Here is a 16,141-nt window from a genome sequence, read left to right as displayed (position 1 = left end):
AAATAAAATAGAGGGTAATGTTATTTTTAGTAACAAAATTACAAATGTTGTAATTCACGCTCTCAAGTTCAACATATTCCGTAAACATTAAAAAAAAACGCATTTTTGGTGATCAAAAACACAAAAAGGGAGCTTTCGCTCCCTTTTGTTTGTTTAGTTAGATTTCTATCGCAAAAAAAGTTTTTGGTAATTTTTGGTCGTTTGTTCAGCAACCTCTTTCATTGACACCCCTTTTAACTGGGCGATATAAGCCGCAACTTCGACTACATATGCAGGCTGATTCTCTTTACCACGATATGGAATTGGCGCCAAATATGGCGAATCCGTTTCGATCAGCAACCTATCTAGAGGTAGTTTTTTCACAACGTCTTTAAGTTCTGTGGCTTGTTTAAAGGTCACAATACCTGAGATCGAGATATAGAAACCTAATTCCATTGCCGCTTCAGCGAACGCTTGATCTTCAGTAAAGCAGTGAATCACACCACCACACTTCTCTGCTCCGCCATCGCGTAAAATAGCTAACGTATCTTCACGCGCGTTACGCGTGTGGATGATCAAAGGTTTATTAAGCTCAACAGCCAACTCAACGTGCTGCTTGAACCTGAGCTGTTGTAGCTCTGCAGTCTCTGGTTGGTAATGATAATCTAGGCCAGTTTCACCAATCGCCACCACTTTAGGGTTGCTCGCGTACTCACGCATTCTTTCTAAACAGAAGTCGCTCTCTACGTCGAGAGGGTGAACGCCACACGAAGCCTTAACGTTATCAAACGGCGAGATCATCTCAAGCATATTTTCAAACGAATCCAGCGTCACACCGACAGAAAGCAGTTGGTCAACGTTTGCTGCTTTCGCCTTATTAACCACGTCTTCTACGCTGGTGTGTAAATCTTGGTAATCCAGTTTGTCTAAATGACAATGGGAATCTACGAACATGTTTCCTCGCAAGTGGCTATCAGCCAATTCATTATGAGTAGCTCCGTATTGAGCCCAGGGTGTTGCTTTAACTGCTCAATCAATATCAGCAGTTTATTCGACGCTGCATAAGCACTTTGATAAGACATCACCTCATACAGTGCTTTCGCACTCGGAATAATAGCCTGATTAGCTAAACCAAAATGCAGCTTTTGTACATCTGACAATAAATGCCAAAGCCAGCTAAGTTGAATCAAAGGGTCTTTGCTAAGCTCTGTAGAGAACTTCAGCATGTCGGGTTGAGTGCCTTTTATCACATTCACAAAGCCATCGAGCGCTTTTGTTGAAGCTTCGACACCACCTTGATCAAACATTGCTTTCGCTTTCAGGGGGGCGTTGTCGTTCAATGTCAGTATGTACTGAGGAACCGTTTTACCAACTTCTCCATTTAACCATGCCGATCCTGCATCCAATTGTGGACACACCACATTAAATTGCTGGCAACGGCTAAGAATAGTTGGCATTAAGCGATTACTGTTGCGCGTTGAAAGGATGAAAATACAATTACTCGCAGGTTCTTCCAGTGTTTTCAACAGCGCATTAGACGCCGATTCATTCATCGCTTCAGCCGGACTCAGCAAAATGACACGCAAGCCACCCAACTGTGACGATTGTTGAGCCCAGCGGTTACTCGCACGCACTTGGTCAACGGTAATCGATTTACCTTCTTTCTCAGGTTCGATCACATGGAAATCCGGGTGACTCCCCGACTTCATCAGTTCACAACTGTGGCAAAATCCGCACGCTTCACTTTCGTAATTAACACACATCAATGCATCGGTAAGTTGGCTAACCAGCGCTTCCACACCAAGCCCGTCAGGCGCATTAACGATCACAGAGTTAGGAAAACGTTCTGCATCGAGACTTTTTTTCCACTCACTCCATACCGGTGTGAGCCAAGAATAAACTTCAGCCATGACTACCTACTGTTTATTGAGCCAAGCACTGAGCGCGACTTTAATATCAGCGGCTACTTGCTCAATTTCTTGCTGCGCATTAATCACGAGTACAGAATCGTCTTGCCCTGCAATTTCTAAGTAACGCTCACGCGTGCGATCGAAAAATGAGATGTCCATCTTTTCAATTCTATCAAGCTCACCACGACCTCTAGCGCGTTCAAGCCCGACTCTAGGGTCCAGGTCCAAATATAGTGTTAAATCTGGCTTAAAGCCGCCTAGCGTGGTTGCTTTCAGTGATTCCATAGTGCTACGAGCGATCTGACGACCACCACCTTGGTATGCTTGAGAAGACATATCATGGCGATCACCCAACACCCATTTACCACTGTCTAGTGCAGGCTTGATGACGTTTTCTACTAATTGAACACGCGCTGCGTACATCAGCAGCAACTCAGTCATGTCTTGAAGCTTCTCGCCCTCGTGTTCTTCTTTGACCAACGAGCGCATCTTCTCGGCAAGCACGGTACCACCGGGTTCACGAGTATTAACGATGTCAGCGACACCGGCTGTTTTCAATGTCTCAACGATGGCATTGATTGCTGTACTTTTGCCAGCACCTTCAAGTCCTTCAACCACGATAAATTTCGACTGATTCATAATTCTTTCTTTATTTGTTTTTTCTTAATTGCTTTAAGTAAGCTCGTACTGCACGGTTATGCTCAGTCAAACTCTTTGAAAATACGTGACCGCCGGTTCCACTCGCAACAAAATAAAGGTAGTTGCTCTTCTCTGGATTCAGAGCCGCGTTGATAGACGCTTTACCCGCCATCGCGATCGGTGTTGGCGGTAAACCGCTCATTGTATAGGTGTTGTACGGCGTTGGTGTGCGTAGATCTTTCTTACGAATATTGCCTTTGTAGCTATCGCCCATGCCGTAGATAACCGTTGGGTCAGTTTGCAAACGCATACGCTTGTTCAAGCGGTTAACGAATACAGAAGACACACGCTCACGCTCAGAAGCGACAGCAGTCTCTTTCTCGATGATAGACGCAAGAATTAAAGCTTCATAAGGCGATTTAAGAGGCAGTTTATCGGCTCTATTTTCCCACTCATCATTGACCACGTTCATTAGATCTCGGTGGGCACGTTTCAACAAATCTAAATCCGTTGTGCCATAGGTGTAGTGGTATGTTTCCGCTAAGAAAAGGCCTTCTAGCTTTTCATTTTCAATACCAAGCTTTTGTGCGATCTCTTTTTCAGAGACATCATTCAACGTCTGCTGAATGAATTCGTTGTCTTTTAGCTGAACAAGCCACTCGTCAAAACGACTGCCTTCTACAAAGGTAATGGTAAATTGGTGCTCCTTCCCTTCTACAAGCACTTGTAGCGCCTGCTCTAAGGTTAAACCCGGTTCAAGCAGGAATGTACCCGCTTTTACGTCTACAAGCTCAGGATGTAACTTACGGATTAATTTCTCATAAGGAGAAGCCTCGAAAAGCCCCTCGTTAATCAACTGGGCTAGAACGCGGTTAAAGCTGCTACCTGAAGCAACAGTCACGACTTGTGGTTTTTCTAATTGAATAACTTGTTTCAGGTTATCTTGCGCTTGGTTGTAAACATAAAAACCAGCAGCACTGGCTGCGATTAAGCACAATATAATAAAAATAAATAACTTTTTGATCACGAGTTTAGTTGTCCTTGAAGGCTACGAGTAACGGTTCCAATGTTGAATTGGGTATCACTAATACGGGTAACTGGGGCAACCCCTAAAATGGAGTTGGTCATGAAAACCTCATCAGCTTGCATGAGTTGAGATAAGCAGTAGTCACTAATAGTAACGGAAAGTTCAGCTTGATTCAGCGCGGTTAACACTTGCTTACGCATAACCCCAGCAACGCCACTTTGCGTCAGTTGAGGAGTGTGAATCGTCTGCCCTTTTCGCCAAAACAGATTAGCCATGGTGGTTTCAATCACGTTACCTGATATATCCAGAACCACGCCATCCACTTCACCGGCCTGATCCATTTCATCTTTCATCAAGATTTGCTCAAGACGATTATTGTGCTTATGGCCAGCAAGTAGTGGGCTCAAACCTAGCGCTTGATGACAGATACCGAGTTCAACACCGGAATCTTGCCACGCTGAATAATGACTTGGGTAATCGAAGGTACTGATGGTGATTGTCGGCTTGGCGATATTCTTGGTACTGTAGCCACGTCCACCAGCGCCACGGCTAACATGCAGCTTGATCCCTGCTTTTTGATTATGAGGCTTGTTTGCGTTATCGAGCTTGCCTGAACTATCAAGGTTCTTTTTGCCATGAAGAGCGCTATGTTGGATGTATTGAAGTGCAGTATCGAGCCAAAGACTAACAACATCCCAATCAAGAGCAGAAATGCGTAGCGCTTTAAGGCACTCGTCGACACGGTGCTGATGATCGTGAAAATGTTGTATCTCACCATCACTCACGAGCATCGTCGTAAAACAACCGTCTCCGTACTGAAACGAGCGATCTAAGATATCGACAGTTTGCTGACTTTCTCCATCAACCCAAAACATGTTTTTCCCCATAAAAAGAAACGGCTCAATGCTAAAGCATCGAGCCGTTTAAAAACAGTTCTAATTATGACTATCTACGATGTTTGACTCTTATATAAGATGATTAAATCTTTTTGAAGATCAAACAGCCGTTAGTACCACCGAAACCGAATGAGTTACATGCAGCATATTCCATACCGCTAACTTTACGCGCAGTGTGGGGTACTAAGTCAATATCTAAGCCTTCTTCAGGATCATCTAAATTGATTGTTGGTGGAACAATTTGATCAATTAGAGACATCGCAGTGATGATCGCTTCAGCAGAACCCGCAGCACCTAGAAGGTGGCCAGTCATTGATTTCGTAGAAGAAACCAAGACTTGCTTGCTGCCTGCTTCGCCAAGAGCACGCTTGATGCCCTTCACTTCCGCTACGTCACCTGCAGGAGTCGAAGTACCGTGTGCGTTAACATAACCGATTTGTTCACCAGTAATGCCAGCATCACGCATAGCCGCTTCCATTGCTAGTGCGCCACCAGAACCATCTTCACTTGGAGATGTCATGTGGTAAGCGTCACCCGACATACCGAAGCCAACTAGCTCACAGTAAATCTTAGCGCCACGAGCTTTAGCATGTTCATACTCTTCAAGAACCATCATGCCTGCACCGTCACCAAGAACGAAGCCGTCACGGCCTTTGTCCCATGGACGAGAAGCTTTTTGAGGCTCATCGTTACGAGTAGACAGTGCTTTAGCCGCACCAAAACCGCCCATACCTAGTGGTGTCGATGCTTTTTCAGCACCACCCGCTAGCATTGCGTCAGCATCGCCGTATGCAATCATACGAGCCGCGTGGCCAATGTTATGTAGGCCAGTCGTACATGCTGTAGAGATCGCGATGTTTGGACCGCGTAGGCCACGCATGATAGACATGTGACCCGCAATCATATTCACGATCGTCGACGGTACGAAGAACGGGCTGATTTTACGAGGGCCTTTTTCAGTTAGAGCCTTGTGACCGGCTTCGATCAAACCAAGACCACCAATACCAGAACCGATAGCAACGCCTACACGAGGAGCGTTTTCTTCAGTAATAGTTAGGGCTGAATCATCTAAAGCTTGAATACCTGCTGCGACGCCGTACTGGATGAACAAGTCCATCTTACGAGCATCTTTTTTAGTCATATACTCTTCGCAGTTAAAGTCTTTAACTAGACCTGCAAAACGAGTTGAGAAATTGGTTGCGTCAAAATGATCGATATTAACGATACCACTTTGACCAGCTAGCAGGGCTTTCCAAGAAGATTCTACAGTGTTGCCTACCGGCGACAACATACCCATGCCAGTGACAACTACACGACGCTTGGACACGATATTACACTCCGGGGATTGAGGTGATTTAAGATGAGGATAGATGAGTTAGATAAAACACAGGCGGTCGAGGTGACCGCCTGGGAGAGATTATTACTGAGCGCTAGTTACGTAATCGATAGCAGCTTGAACAGTAGTAATTTTCTCAGCTTCGTCATCTGGAATCTCAGTGTCGAATTCTTCTTCTAGAGCCATTACTAGCTCAACTGTGTCTAGAGAATCTGCACCTAGGTCATCAACGAAAGAAGCTTCGTTTTTAACTTCAGCTTCGTCTACACCTAGCTGTTCAACAATGATTTTCTTTACGCGTTCTTCGAGGTTGCTCATTTTTTCTTTTCCTTTACAGAGTTCGCTTTATGCGATGTTTTCCGTAGTTTATTCAATCTATTGAAAGTTGCAAGGTCAACTTTTCTGGTCAAACCACAATTTTCACGATTTTAACCGAAATTACGTATGATCTTGACTTAAATCATGCACAAATGTTGCACATAATTTACACCATGTACATACCGCCATTGACGTGAAGTGTTTCACCTGTGATATAAGCTGCCGCAGGTGACGCCAAAAATACCACAGCTTCAGCGATTTCGCGAGGGTCACCTAGTCGACCTGCTGGTACATTCGCCAAAGTTACTGCACGTTGGTCATCATTTAGCGCTTTAGTCATGTCAGTTTCGATGAAACCAGGTGCTACAGTGTTCACTGTAATACCACGAGACGCAACTTCACGAGCCATTGATTTAGTGAAACCAATCACACCAGCTTTTGCTGCTGCGTAGTTAGCTTGACCAGCGTTACCCATAGTACCTACTACAGAACCAACGTTTACGATACGGCCTTGGCGCTTCTTCATCATGCCACGCAATACAGCTTTAGACATGCGGAAGATAGGCGTTAGGTTAGTATCAATGATGTCATTCCATTCATCGTCTTTCATACGCATGAGAAGGTTATCACGAGTGATACCTGCGTTGTTAACCAGAATGTCAATCGCACCGAATTCATCGTTGATGGTTTTCAGTGTAGCTGCAATTGAGTCAACATCCGTTACATTAAGAGCAAGACCTTTACCGTTCTCGCCAAGGTACTCGCTGATTGCAGCAGCGCCGCCTTCAGAGGTAGCAGTACCGATAACTTTAGCACCACGCTCAACTAAAAGCTCAGCGATTGCACGACCGATGCCACGGCTTGCGCCTGTAACTAGTGCAACTTTGCCTTCTAAATTCATCATAACTTCTCTATTAATTGGTTATTTACTTAGCAGCGTCTAGTGATGCAGTGTCATTAACTGCAGCAGCTGTCATAGTTTTTACGATTCGTTTTGTTAGACCGGTAAGAACTTTACCTGGGCCTAATTCTAGTAGCTTCTCTACGCCTTGCTCATTCATAGCTTGTACACCTTCAGTCCAACGAACTGGGCTGTACAGCTGGCGAACAAGTGCGCTTTTGATTTTTGCCGGGTCTGTTTCAGCAATAACATCAACGTTATTGATAACAGGCAGTGCCGGCGTGTTGAACTCTAGAGCTTCTAGAGCAACTGCTAGCTTGTCTGCTGCAGGCTTCATAAGGGCACAGTGAGACGGCACAGATACTGGTAAAGGAAGTGCACGTTTAGCGCCCGCTTCTTTACATAGTGCACCAGCGCGCTCTACTGCTGCTTTGTTACCCGCGATAACAACTTGGCCAGGTGAATTGAAGTTAACTGGAGACACAACTTCGTCTTGTGCCGCTTCTTCACACGCTTTAGCAATCGCTTCATCATCTAGACCGATGATTGCGTACATTGCACCAACGCCCGCAGGAACCGCTTCTTGCATCAGTTGACCACGTAGCTCAACTAGCTTGATCGCTTCTTTAAAGTCGATAACACCCGCACACACTAGTGCAGAGTATTCGCCTAGGCTGTGGCCGGCTAGGTTTGCAGGTTGCTCTAGACCAAGCTCTTGCCATACACGCCAGATTGCAACAGACGCTGTTAGTAGAGCCGGTTGAGTACGGAAAGTTTCATTTAGATTTTCTACTGGACCATCTTGAACCAATGCCCATAGATCGTAACCAAGTGCTTCTGAAGCTTCAGCAAATGTCTTTTTAACAACATCATACTGTTCGCCTAGGTCAGCAAGCATACCGATAGCTTGAGAGCCTTGGCCTGGGAATACGATAGCAAATTTGCTCATAGTAATTTTCCTTTAAGCAAAGCAAAAAATTGAATAAGGCACATAAGTTATGTGCCTTGTTTGTTGATTATCGCTTGGGGTTAGAATTTAACTAACGCAGAACCCCAAGTGAAGCCGCCACCAAACGCTTCAAGTAGAAGCGTTTGACCACGTTTAATTCGCCCGTCGCGAACAGCCTCATCAAGGGCCGTTGGTACGGTAGCTGCCGACGTATTGCCGTGCTTATCAAGAGTAATCACAACTTGATCAAGCGACATCGTCAGCTTTTTAGCGGTTGCCGAGATAATACGGTAGTTCGCTTGATGTGGAACTAACCAATCAAGCTCTGACTTATCCATATTGTTCGCCGCTAATGTGTCTTTCACTAGCTTAGAAAGCTGAGTTACCGCCACTTTAAATACTTCGTTGCCCGCCATGTGCAACCATTTGTCCGCATCACCGCCACGCTCTGGAACTTCTAGGCTTAGAAGCTCACCATATTTACCATCAGAGTAAATGTGAGTAGACAAAATACCTGGCTCTTCGCTTGCGCCAACAACCACCGCACCTGCAGCATCACCAAATAAGATGATAGTAGAGCGGTCAGTCGGATCACAGGTTTTTGACAGTGCATCCGCACCGATTACCAAAACGTTCTTACACATGCCAGTCTTGATGTGTTGATCAGCAACAGACAGTGCGTAGACAAAACCAGAACACGCCGCAGCCAAATCAAACGCAGGGCAGCCTTTGATACCAAGCTTGCCTTGTACCTGACATGCCGAAGACGGAAATGTGTGGCTACTGCTGGTTGTCGCAACGATGATTAAATCAATATCTTCTTTGTCGATACCTGCCATTTCAATGGCATTCTCAGCAGCGTAAAACGCCATATCCGCAACAGTTTCGTTTTCCGCTGAAATACGACGCTCTTTAATACCTGTTCTAGCAACGATCCACTCATCGCTAGTCTCTACCATTTTCTCTAAGTCTGCGTTAGTACGCACCTGAGATGGCAAGTAGCTGCCAGTACCTAAAATTTTGCTATACATGAAGACTAATAATGCCTCTCGAGTAAAACCGCTTCCAAACGATCGCTAATGCGACTGGGGACTTGTCGTTTGACCTCGTGTACTGCCTCACCAATCGCGTTGACGACTGCAGACACATCAGCACTTCCATGGCTTTTAATGACAATGCCGCGCAATCCTAACAAACTTGCGCCGTTATACTGGTCGGGGTTCAAGGTTTTTAATTCAGTAAATAGCTCAGAAAACAACATTCTGGCGATCCAACCCTTTATTGTTGAAGCCATCATGCGCGTTTTTAGCTTATCAATAAAGAGCTGAGCCGTACCTTCACACGTTTTTAAGCAGACATTGCCCACAAAACCATCACATACGACGACATCAGCAGCATCTTGAAGTAATTGATTACCTTCAATATAGCCTATGAAGTTCACAGACTGAGTATTCGACAACATTTCAGCGCATCGTTTTACAAGGTCATTGCCTTTGATTTCTTCAGCGCCGATATTCAAGATAGCGACACGAGGCACGCGACCTAAATGTTGTTCTGCTAATGCACTGCCCATTACGGCAAACTGAAACAGTGAATCCGCGTCACTAGAAACGTTCGCTCCTAAATCAAGCATCCATGTACGGTTGCCAGAAGCGGTAGGCAAAGCTGAAACCAATGCAGGCCTATCAATACCAGGAAGGAGTTTGAGTCGGAAACGAGATAACGCCATCAGTGCGCCGGTGTTGCCACCACTCACACAAGCATCAGCTTGTGACTCGGCAACCAGATCGATAGCAGCACGCATAGAGCTACCCTGACTGTTGCGTAGGGCCAGTGAAGGTTTTTCAGAATTGGAAATGACTCGATCACAATGCTGGATACTCAAACGAGAATCAGGCATTCGACCTAATGAAGATAATTGAGATGTGATCGCGTTTCGATCACCTATTAGAATGACTTTTAGCTCTGGGAAATACGACAGTGCCTGCACGGCGGCAGGCACTGTAACACGAGGACCGAAGTCCCCGCCCATTGCATCAAGCGCAACGGTTAGATTTTGCAAAGGTCAACCTTACTTGTTGATAACCTTTTTGCCGCGGTAGAAACCTTCGGCAGTCACGTTGTGACGTAGGTGAGTTTCACCTGAAGTTGCGTCTACAGAAAGTGCAGCTGTAGTTAGCGCATCGTGTGAACGACGCATGCCACGCATTGAACGTGATTTCTTGCTCTTTTGTACGGCCATTGACCCTACTCCTATGTAAATTCTTAAAGATACTTACTAATAAGTTACTTCTTTAAGTTTTTTAAAACATCAAATGGATTCGGCTTTTTATCTTCCTCAATTTCTTCAGGAAGTTCACCAAACACCAAGTTATTTGAGTTAACGCTACATTTCGCATCGTCGTGCATTGCTATTTGTGGCAATCCAAGGATGAACTCGTCTTCAACTAATTGAATCAGGTCTAACTCACCGTACTCGTTCAGATCTACCAAATCGTACTCTTCCGGTGCTTCCTCTTCACTTTTCTCGCTGTAAACAGGAGTATAAGTAAATTGGACATCGCACTCATGTGCGAAAACCTCATTACAACGTTGACACTCTAAATCGACTTCGACGTTAGCTTTACCAGAGATAACGACTAATCGTTGTTCATCAAGCCCAAATGACATTGAGACTTGCGCGTCACGTTTTACGCCTTCAGTTGTTTCGGTTAAACGCTTTAAAAGACTGACTTGAATGATACCATCCATATCGAGTCGTTTTTGAGCCGTTCTTGCCGGATCAACTGTACGCGGTATTTTTTCCTTTTGCATAGGGCGCGAATCTTATCTTCCAAATCGTGTTTAGTCAAAGGAAATGGCAAAAAAAATGTACTTTCCTACCTTTCCTGTTCAGAGCATTATGAATAGCAGGCTAAGTTACGTTATCCTGAACTAAATGCTTACACGAATTGTAAATTAAAATGAGAAATTACCAACTAGTTTTAGCTTCTACATCTCCATTTAGGCAAGAGATCCTCAAAAAACTACAGTTAGACTTTGTCACAGCGAAGCCTGACTGCGATGAAACGCCACTTCCAGAAGAGACTCCTCAACAATTGGTAATGCGTCTTGCTGAAACCAAAGCCAAGTCTTGTGCTGTCGAACAACCAAGCCTAGTGATTGGTTCCGATCAAGTATGTGTGATTGACGAAGAAATCATTGGCAAACCTCATACTCGTGAGAAAGCGATTGAGCAATTGTCTCGTCAAAGTGGTAAGAGCATCACTTTCTATACTGGGATAACGGTATGGAACAGCGAGACCAATAAAGCTGACACGCGTCTCGACACCTTTGTTGTGCATTTCCGCGATTTAACTGAGCAACAGTTCATTTCTTATGTTGAGAAAGAGCAGCCTTATTACTGCGCGGGCAGTTTTATGTGCGAAGGGTTAGGTATTGCATTGTTTAAACAGATGGAAGGTAAAGACCCAAACACGCTGATCGGCTTACCTCTGATCGATTTAGTCGATATGCTTGAGGCACAAGGAATGAACGTGTTGTAAGCGATACTTACCACTCTGTTGGAGATTCCCTACTCCTTCCTTCGCCAGTCTAGGGAGTGACGGAACGCGCAATTTTATCTAATCCGCTAATGATATAGAACGTGACCTTAAAAAGTCGTCATCCTCAAGAGCGAGGAACGAGCGAGTTGGGGAGCTTCTGCAACATATGAAAACAAAAAAAGGTTGACGATATTCGTCAACCTTTTCCATTTGATGCATCGATACTCAATTCACGAAATATCTCGTATCTTCTTAAAGCTTACGTAAACCAGTTAAGGCTTTCTCTAGCCTTCTTTCCATTGGCGCCGAGATATCCATCTTCTCTTCGCTACCCGGGTGGGTAAACTTGATGTTGGCTGCATGTAAGAACAGACGATTCAGTCCTACTTTACCCGTATAAGCATCAAAACGACGATCACCGTAACGATCATCCCAAGCTATTGGATGACCGGTATACTGAGCGTGCACACGGATTTGGTGTGTACGGCCTGTAATTGGGCTAGCTTGAATCAACGTCGCCTCTTGGAATTTCTCTAAAACCTTAAAGCGGGTTTCAGAAGCTTTACCATTCGGGTTCACTCGAACAATGCTATTCACTTCATTTTTTAACAAAGGTGCGTTGACGACTTTACAGCTGTTCTTCCATTCGCCCATCACTAAAGCGAAATAGTATTTTTGAACCGTTTTTTCACGGAACTGTGCTTGAAGGTGTCTTAGCGCCGAGCGCTTCTTAGCAACAAGCAAAATGCCAGACGTATCTCTATCAATACGGTGCACTAACTCAAGAAAACGAGCATCAGGGCGAAGAGCACGCAATGCTTCAATCGCACCAAACTTCAAGCCGCTGCCACCATGAACCGCAGTACCTGATGGTTTATTGAGAATCAGCATGTGATCATCTTCATAGATGATGCACTGTTCCAATTCCGAAACCTTATTGAGTTTCGTGCTCGGTACATTCTCTTCCGTTTTCTCTTCAATAGTAACGGGAGGGATACGTACTAAGTCGCCAGCTTTTAGTTTGTACTCAGCCTTGATACGTTTCTTGTTAACGCGGACTTCGCCTTTACGCACGATTCGGTAAATCATGCTTTTCGGGATGTTTTTTAATTGGTTGCGTAAGAAGTTATCAATACGCTGACCAGCCATATCTTCGTCAATGTCGACAAATTGGACTTGGGTTCTAATTTCGCTCATTGGGTTATTGTATCACTGTCACTTTTGATAATTGAGATTTTCTTAACCCTATTCTGAACTTATTTATCTAAAATCCCGGCGACTCTATCCCTAAAAGGTCATTGAAGTTCTATATTTCTTTGATTCTTCGAACAAAAAAGCACCAAGCTTCCTGCAAATTAAAATATCAATTGATAAATTATTTATAGACAGTGAGTTAGAGCTATCAAAACCCAAACAAAAACTGTTTTTTTTACCGCATTACGACAAAGCAGATTGCTGTGTTTACCGACCACTGCTATAGTTCACAGCTGCTATCAATGGATTGACTAATATTTAAACAGCTAACCATTCATAAGCAAGTAAATGAGTAGATGACTTAGATTAGACAGTGCTGCAATCGGCGTAAGACACGGTCAACTGAGTTCCTTATCGCTCTACTCACGTACACTCATGTTGAGTATTCACCGCCACATCGCGGATCATAGGCTAACTCCCTATGATGACTGACGTGCCCCAGAGCATCCCTCTCCAGCCGGGAGGCTGCACCGATAAAGCCATGGGATCTGGCACCATGAGAAACGAACTAAAGCGATAAGACCAATGATGAAAATAAGAAAAGACAATGAGAATTTCTAAATGAAAAGAATGTTAATTAACGCAACTCAAAAAGAAGAGTTGCGTGTCGCTTTGGTTGATGGCCAGCGACTGTTCGATCTAGATATCGAAAGTCCAGGTCACGAATCAAAGAAAGCGAATATCTACAAAGGACGTATTACCCGTATTGAACCAAGCCTAGAAGCGGCATTTGTTGATTACGGCGCAGAACGTCACGGTTTCCTCCCTCTTAAAGAAATTGCCCGCGAATACTTCCCTGAAGGTTATACATACCAAGGCCGTCCTAGCATTAAAGAAGTGCTAAGAGAAGGACAAGAAGTAATCGTACAAGTTGAGAAAGAAGAACGTGGTAGCAAAGGCGCTGCACTGACAACTTTCATCTCTTTGGCGGGTAGTTACTTAGTTCTTATGCCAAATAACCCTCGCGCTGGCGGTATTTCTCGTCGTATCGAAGGTGATGAACGCACTCAACTGAAAGCAGCATTAAGCACTCTTGAGCTTCCTCAAGGTATGGGCTTAATCGTGCGTACAGCGGGTGTAGGCAAAAGTGCAGAAGAGCTAGAGTGGGACTTGAACGTTCTATTGAATCACTGGGGCGCTATCAAGCAAGCTTCTGATTCAAATGCAGCTCCTTTCCTTATTCACCAAGAAAGTAACGTTATCGTTCGTGCGATTCGTGACTATCTACGTCGTGATATTGGCGAGATTCTAATCGACAGCAATACTATTTTTGAACGTGCACAAGCGCACATTCAATTAATACGCCCAGATTTCATGAATCGCGTTAAGAAATACGATGGTGAAGTACCACTATTCAGCCATTACCAGATTGAAAGCCAGATCGAATCTGCTTTCCAACGTGAAGTTCGTCTTCCATCTGGTGGTTCTATCGTAATCGACCCAACAGAAGCTCTGACTTCTATCGATATCAACTCTGCTCGTGCAACAAAGGGCGGCGATATCGAAGAAACAGCACTTAACACTAACCTAGAAGCAGCCGATGAAATTGCACGTCAATTACGTCTACGTGACCTAGGTGGTCTTGTTGTTATCGACTTTATCGATATGACTCCGGTTCGCCACCAACGCGAAGTAGAAAGTCGTCTACGTGATGCCGTTCGTTTAGATCGCGCACGTGTTCAGATTGGTCGTATTTCTCGCTTTGGTCTTCTAGAGATGTCTCGTCAACGTTTGAGTCCATCACTAGCAGAAGCAAGCCACCACATTTGTCCTCGCTGTACAGGTACTGGTGTTGTTCGTGATAACGAATCTCTAGCACTATCTGTTCTACGTCTGATCGAAGAAGAAGCTCTAAAAGACAACACTGCGCAAGTTCTTGCTGTAGTCCCTGTTCCTATCGCTTCTTACCTATTGAACGAAAAACGTCGCTCAGTAAACCACATCGAGAAGAACCAAGAAGTTAAGATCACTGTAGTTCCTAACTCTGACATGGAAACACCGCACTTTGAGGTTATCCGTGTTCGTGAAGGTGAAGAGTTCGACCTACTGTCTTACTTGCTGCCTACCAAGCTAGAAGCTCTAAAAGAAGCAGAAAGCAAAGAGCCTGCAGAACAGACTATTCGTCCTAAGAAGATCGAAGAGCCAGCTCTTAAAGGCTTCGCAGCTCCTGCTCAATCAGCGCCGACTCCAGCTCCAGCTCCTAAAGCTGTAGAAGAGAAAAAAGCTGAATCAGCAGCGACTCAAGAACCAGGTTTAGTTGGTCGTTTCTTCAAAGCTATCGGTAGCTTCTTATTTGGCTCTTCAACTCAAGAAGAGAAAAAAGAAGAAGAGAAGCAAGAAGAGAAACCTAAGAACAATCGCAACAACGGCAACCGTCAACGCCGTGATCGTAACGATAACCGTCGTCGTAACCAACGTGGTGACCAACGTGGTGACCGTGGTGAACAACGTGGTGAGCGTGGTGACAATCGTAACGAAAACCGTGACAACAAACGCCGTCGTAAACCAGTTCGTGATGAGAAACCTGAAGAGCAGAAAGAAACTGCTCCACAGCAAAATCGCCAACCTCGTAAGCCTAAGCAAGACCGTCGCAATAAGCCACGTGATGAGCAGAAGCAACGCGAAGAGCTAGCACCATCTAAATTAGCAGAAGAAGGTCTACAGCTAGCGGCAGAAGCTCAAGCTGATAAACTAGAAGCGCCTAAGGCTAAGCCAGAAGCGAAAGCAGCTAAGATTAAAGAGCGTCGTCAGCGTCGTAAACTGAACAAACAAGTTCGTATTAAAGACCAACAAGCTGAAGCTGCAGAAAACTCGTCAAATGAGTCTGCTGTTGCTAAAGAACAGTCTATTGCGAAAGAACAATCAGTAGCTCAAGAGCAAAAAGTTGCGGAACAAGTAGAAGCAACTCAAGCAAACGCTGATGAACAAACAGAACAGGAAGAGCCGAAGCAACGTCGCAACCGTCGTTCTCCACGTCACCTACGTGCAAGTGGTCAACGTCGTCGTCGCGGTCGTGATCGTCGCCCTAACCCATTCCGCCTACGTAAAGGTGGTGTAGCTTCTCCAGAGATGGCTATGGGTAAAGTGATGCCTCGCTTCATTCCAAAACCTCACCATAATCAGGCAAAACCTGAAGTGGCTGAAGTTCAAGTAGCTGTTGAAACTCAAGTTGCAGTACAAGAGCAAAACGTAGCTCAAGAGACGGCACCACAAAGTAACACAGCTATGGCTGGCGGCTTTGCATGTCCTGAACTTGCGATGGGTAAAGTCATTATCCGCCGTGAAGAAGCTGAAACTGTCGTTGAAACTCAGGTAACTGAAGCTCCTGCGGTAGTTGAAACTGAGAAAGTTGAAACTCCAGTGATTGCTGAAACTGAGAAAGTTGAA

At 44.8% G+C, this 16,141-nt stretch carries 16 protein-coding genes; 2 read left to right on the top strand and 14 right to left on the bottom strand.

Annotated features, from left to right (window positions below):
• Positions 1-165 precede the first annotated feature (165 nt).
• The 13 genes from AB4232_RS00640 to yceD form a co-directional block, all read right to left on the bottom strand.
• Positions 166-933, bottom strand: a complete 768-nt coding sequence (locus AB4232_RS00640) for a TatD family hydrolase (protein WP_372049041.1) — start codon at positions 931-933, stop codon at positions 166-168.
• Complete coding sequence (locus tag AB4232_RS00635; protein WP_371701303.1) at positions 924-1,889, bottom strand: DNA polymerase III subunit delta'; 966 nt, start codon at positions 1,887-1,889, stop codon at positions 924-926. Before AB4232_RS00635 ends, AB4232_RS00640 begins: the two co-directional genes overlap by 10 nt.
• 6 nt (positions 1,890-1,895) lie before the next feature.
• Positions 1,896-2,528 (bottom strand): dTMP kinase, encoded by a 633-nt coding sequence (tmk, locus tag AB4232_RS00630; protein ID WP_012603572.1) that lies wholly within the window; start codon positions 2,526-2,528, stop codon positions 1,896-1,898.
• A gap of 10 nt (positions 2,529-2,538) precedes the next feature.
• Positions 2,539-3,555: an endolytic transglycosylase MltG gene (gene mltG, locus AB4232_RS00625; protein ID WP_017088588.1), complete on the bottom strand. Its 1,017-nt coding sequence runs from the start codon at positions 3,553-3,555 to the stop codon at positions 2,539-2,541.
• On the bottom strand, positions 3,552-4,430 hold the full coding sequence (pabC, locus tag AB4232_RS00620) for an aminodeoxychorismate lyase (protein ID WP_372085623.1): 879 nt from the start codon (positions 4,428-4,430) through the stop codon (positions 3,552-3,554). Before pabC ends, mltG begins: the two co-directional genes overlap by 4 nt.
• Before the next feature lie 103 nt (positions 4,431-4,533).
• Positions 4,534-5,778 carry a beta-ketoacyl-ACP synthase II gene (gene fabF / locus AB4232_RS00615; protein ID WP_004736554.1) on the bottom strand — a complete coding sequence of 415 codons (1,245 nt, stop codon included), beginning with the start codon at positions 5,776-5,778 and terminating at the stop codon, positions 4,534-4,536.
• A 93-nt stretch (positions 5,779-5,871) separates the two neighbouring features.
• Complete coding sequence (gene acpP, locus AB4232_RS00610; RefSeq protein ID WP_012603569.1) at positions 5,872-6,105, bottom strand: acyl carrier protein; 234 nt, start codon at positions 6,103-6,105, stop codon at positions 5,872-5,874.
• Between the two features lie 166 nt (positions 6,106-6,271).
• Positions 6,272-7,006, bottom strand: a complete 735-nt coding sequence (fabG, locus tag AB4232_RS00605) for a 3-oxoacyl-ACP reductase FabG (protein ID WP_029222897.1) — start codon at positions 7,004-7,006, stop codon at positions 6,272-6,274.
• A gap of 25 nt (positions 7,007-7,031) precedes the next feature.
• Positions 7,032-7,955: an ACP S-malonyltransferase gene (gene fabD / locus AB4232_RS00600; protein WP_017078125.1), complete on the bottom strand. Its 924-nt coding sequence runs from the start codon at positions 7,953-7,955 to the stop codon at positions 7,032-7,034.
• Between the two features lie 80 nt (positions 7,956-8,035).
• Complete coding sequence (locus tag AB4232_RS00595; protein WP_010437276.1) at positions 8,036-8,986, bottom strand: beta-ketoacyl-ACP synthase III; 951 nt, start codon at positions 8,984-8,986, stop codon at positions 8,036-8,038.
• Between the two features lie 5 nt (positions 8,987-8,991).
• Entirely contained in the window at positions 8,992-10,017 is a 1,026-nt protein-coding gene (gene plsX / locus AB4232_RS00590) for a phosphate acyltransferase PlsX (RefSeq protein WP_012603565.1), read from the bottom strand.
• 9 nt (positions 10,018-10,026) lie between these two features.
• On the bottom strand, positions 10,027-10,197 hold the full coding sequence (gene rpmF, locus AB4232_RS00585) for a 50S ribosomal protein L32 (RefSeq protein ID WP_004737376.1): 171 nt from the start codon (positions 10,195-10,197) through the stop codon (positions 10,027-10,029).
• Between the two features lie 44 nt (positions 10,198-10,241).
• A complete protein-coding gene (gene yceD, locus AB4232_RS00580) occupies positions 10,242-10,769 on the bottom strand; it encodes a 23S rRNA accumulation protein YceD (protein ID WP_004733994.1) in 528 nt (175 codons plus the stop codon).
• A gap of 149 nt (positions 10,770-10,918) precedes the next feature.
• Between yceD and AB4232_RS00575 the strand changes: the two genes are divergently transcribed.
• Positions 10,919-11,500 carry a nucleoside triphosphate pyrophosphatase gene (locus tag AB4232_RS00575; RefSeq protein WP_372085622.1) on the top strand — a complete coding sequence of 194 codons (582 nt, stop codon included), beginning with the start codon at positions 10,919-10,921 and terminating at the stop codon, positions 11,498-11,500.
• 252 nt (positions 11,501-11,752) lie between these two features.
• On the opposite strand, the gene rluC is transcribed toward AB4232_RS00575, so the two are convergent.
• The gene (gene rluC, locus AB4232_RS00570; RefSeq protein WP_017099038.1) at positions 11,753-12,697 is read right to left on the bottom strand and encodes a 23S rRNA pseudouridine(955/2504/2580) synthase RluC; all 945 of its coding nucleotides are present in this window, start codon (positions 12,695-12,697) and stop codon (positions 11,753-11,755) included.
• 618 nt (positions 12,698-13,315) lie between these two features.
• Between rluC and rne the strand changes: the two genes are divergently transcribed.
• A partial coding sequence (rne, locus tag AB4232_RS00565) for a ribonuclease E (protein WP_372085621.1) occupies positions 13,316-16,141 on the top strand: 2,826 nt, incomplete at its 3' end.

This window comes from Vibrio sp. 10N.286.46.A8, assembly GCF_041470165.1.
In the GTDB taxonomy this organism is placed as follows: Bacteria; Pseudomonadota; Gammaproteobacteria; order Enterobacterales; family Vibrionaceae; genus Vibrio; species Vibrio tasmaniensis_A.
This window is presented reverse-complemented; position numbering and strand designations above follow the sequence as displayed.

Coding starts and splice junctions, on each gene's coding strand:
- pabC (WP_372085623.1), bottom strand. CDS start 4,430: ATGTTTTGGGTTGATGGAGAAAGTCAGCAAACTGTCGATATCTTAGAT.
- AB4232_RS00640 (WP_372049041.1), bottom strand. CDS start 933: ATGTTCGTAGATTCCCATTGTCATTTAGACAAACTGGATTACCAAGAT.
- AB4232_RS00595 (WP_010437276.1), bottom strand. CDS start 8,986: ATGTATAGCAAAATTTTAGGTACTGGCAGCTACTTGCCATCTCAGGTG.
- AB4232_RS00635 (WP_371701303.1), bottom strand. CDS start 1,889: ATGGCTGAAGTTTATTCTTGGCTCACACCGGTATGGAGTGAGTGGAAA.
- rluC (WP_017099038.1), bottom strand. CDS start 12,697: ATGAGCGAAATTAGAACCCAAGTCCAATTTGTCGACATTGACGAAGAT.
- rpmF (WP_004737376.1), bottom strand. CDS start 10,197: ATGGCCGTACAAAAGAGCAAGAAATCACGTTCAATGCGTGGCATGCGT.
- fabG (WP_029222897.1), bottom strand. CDS start 7,006: ATGAATTTAGAAGGCAAAGTTGCACTAGTTACAGGCGCAAGCCGTGGC.
- acpP (WP_012603569.1), bottom strand. CDS start 6,105: ATGAGCAACCTCGAAGAACGCGTAAAGAAAATCATTGTTGAACAGCTA.
- AB4232_RS00575 (WP_372085622.1), top strand. CDS start 10,919: ATGAGAAATTACCAACTAGTTTTAGCTTCTACATCTCCATTTAGGCAA.
- tmk (WP_012603572.1), bottom strand. CDS start 2,528: ATGAATCAGTCGAAATTTATCGTGGTTGAAGGACTTGAAGGTGCTGGC.
- fabD (WP_017078125.1), bottom strand. CDS start 7,955: ATGAGCAAATTTGCTATCGTATTCCCAGGCCAAGGCTCTCAAGCTATC.
- yceD (WP_004733994.1), bottom strand. CDS start 10,769: ATGCAAAAGGAAAAAATACCGCGTACAGTTGATCCGGCAAGAACGGCT.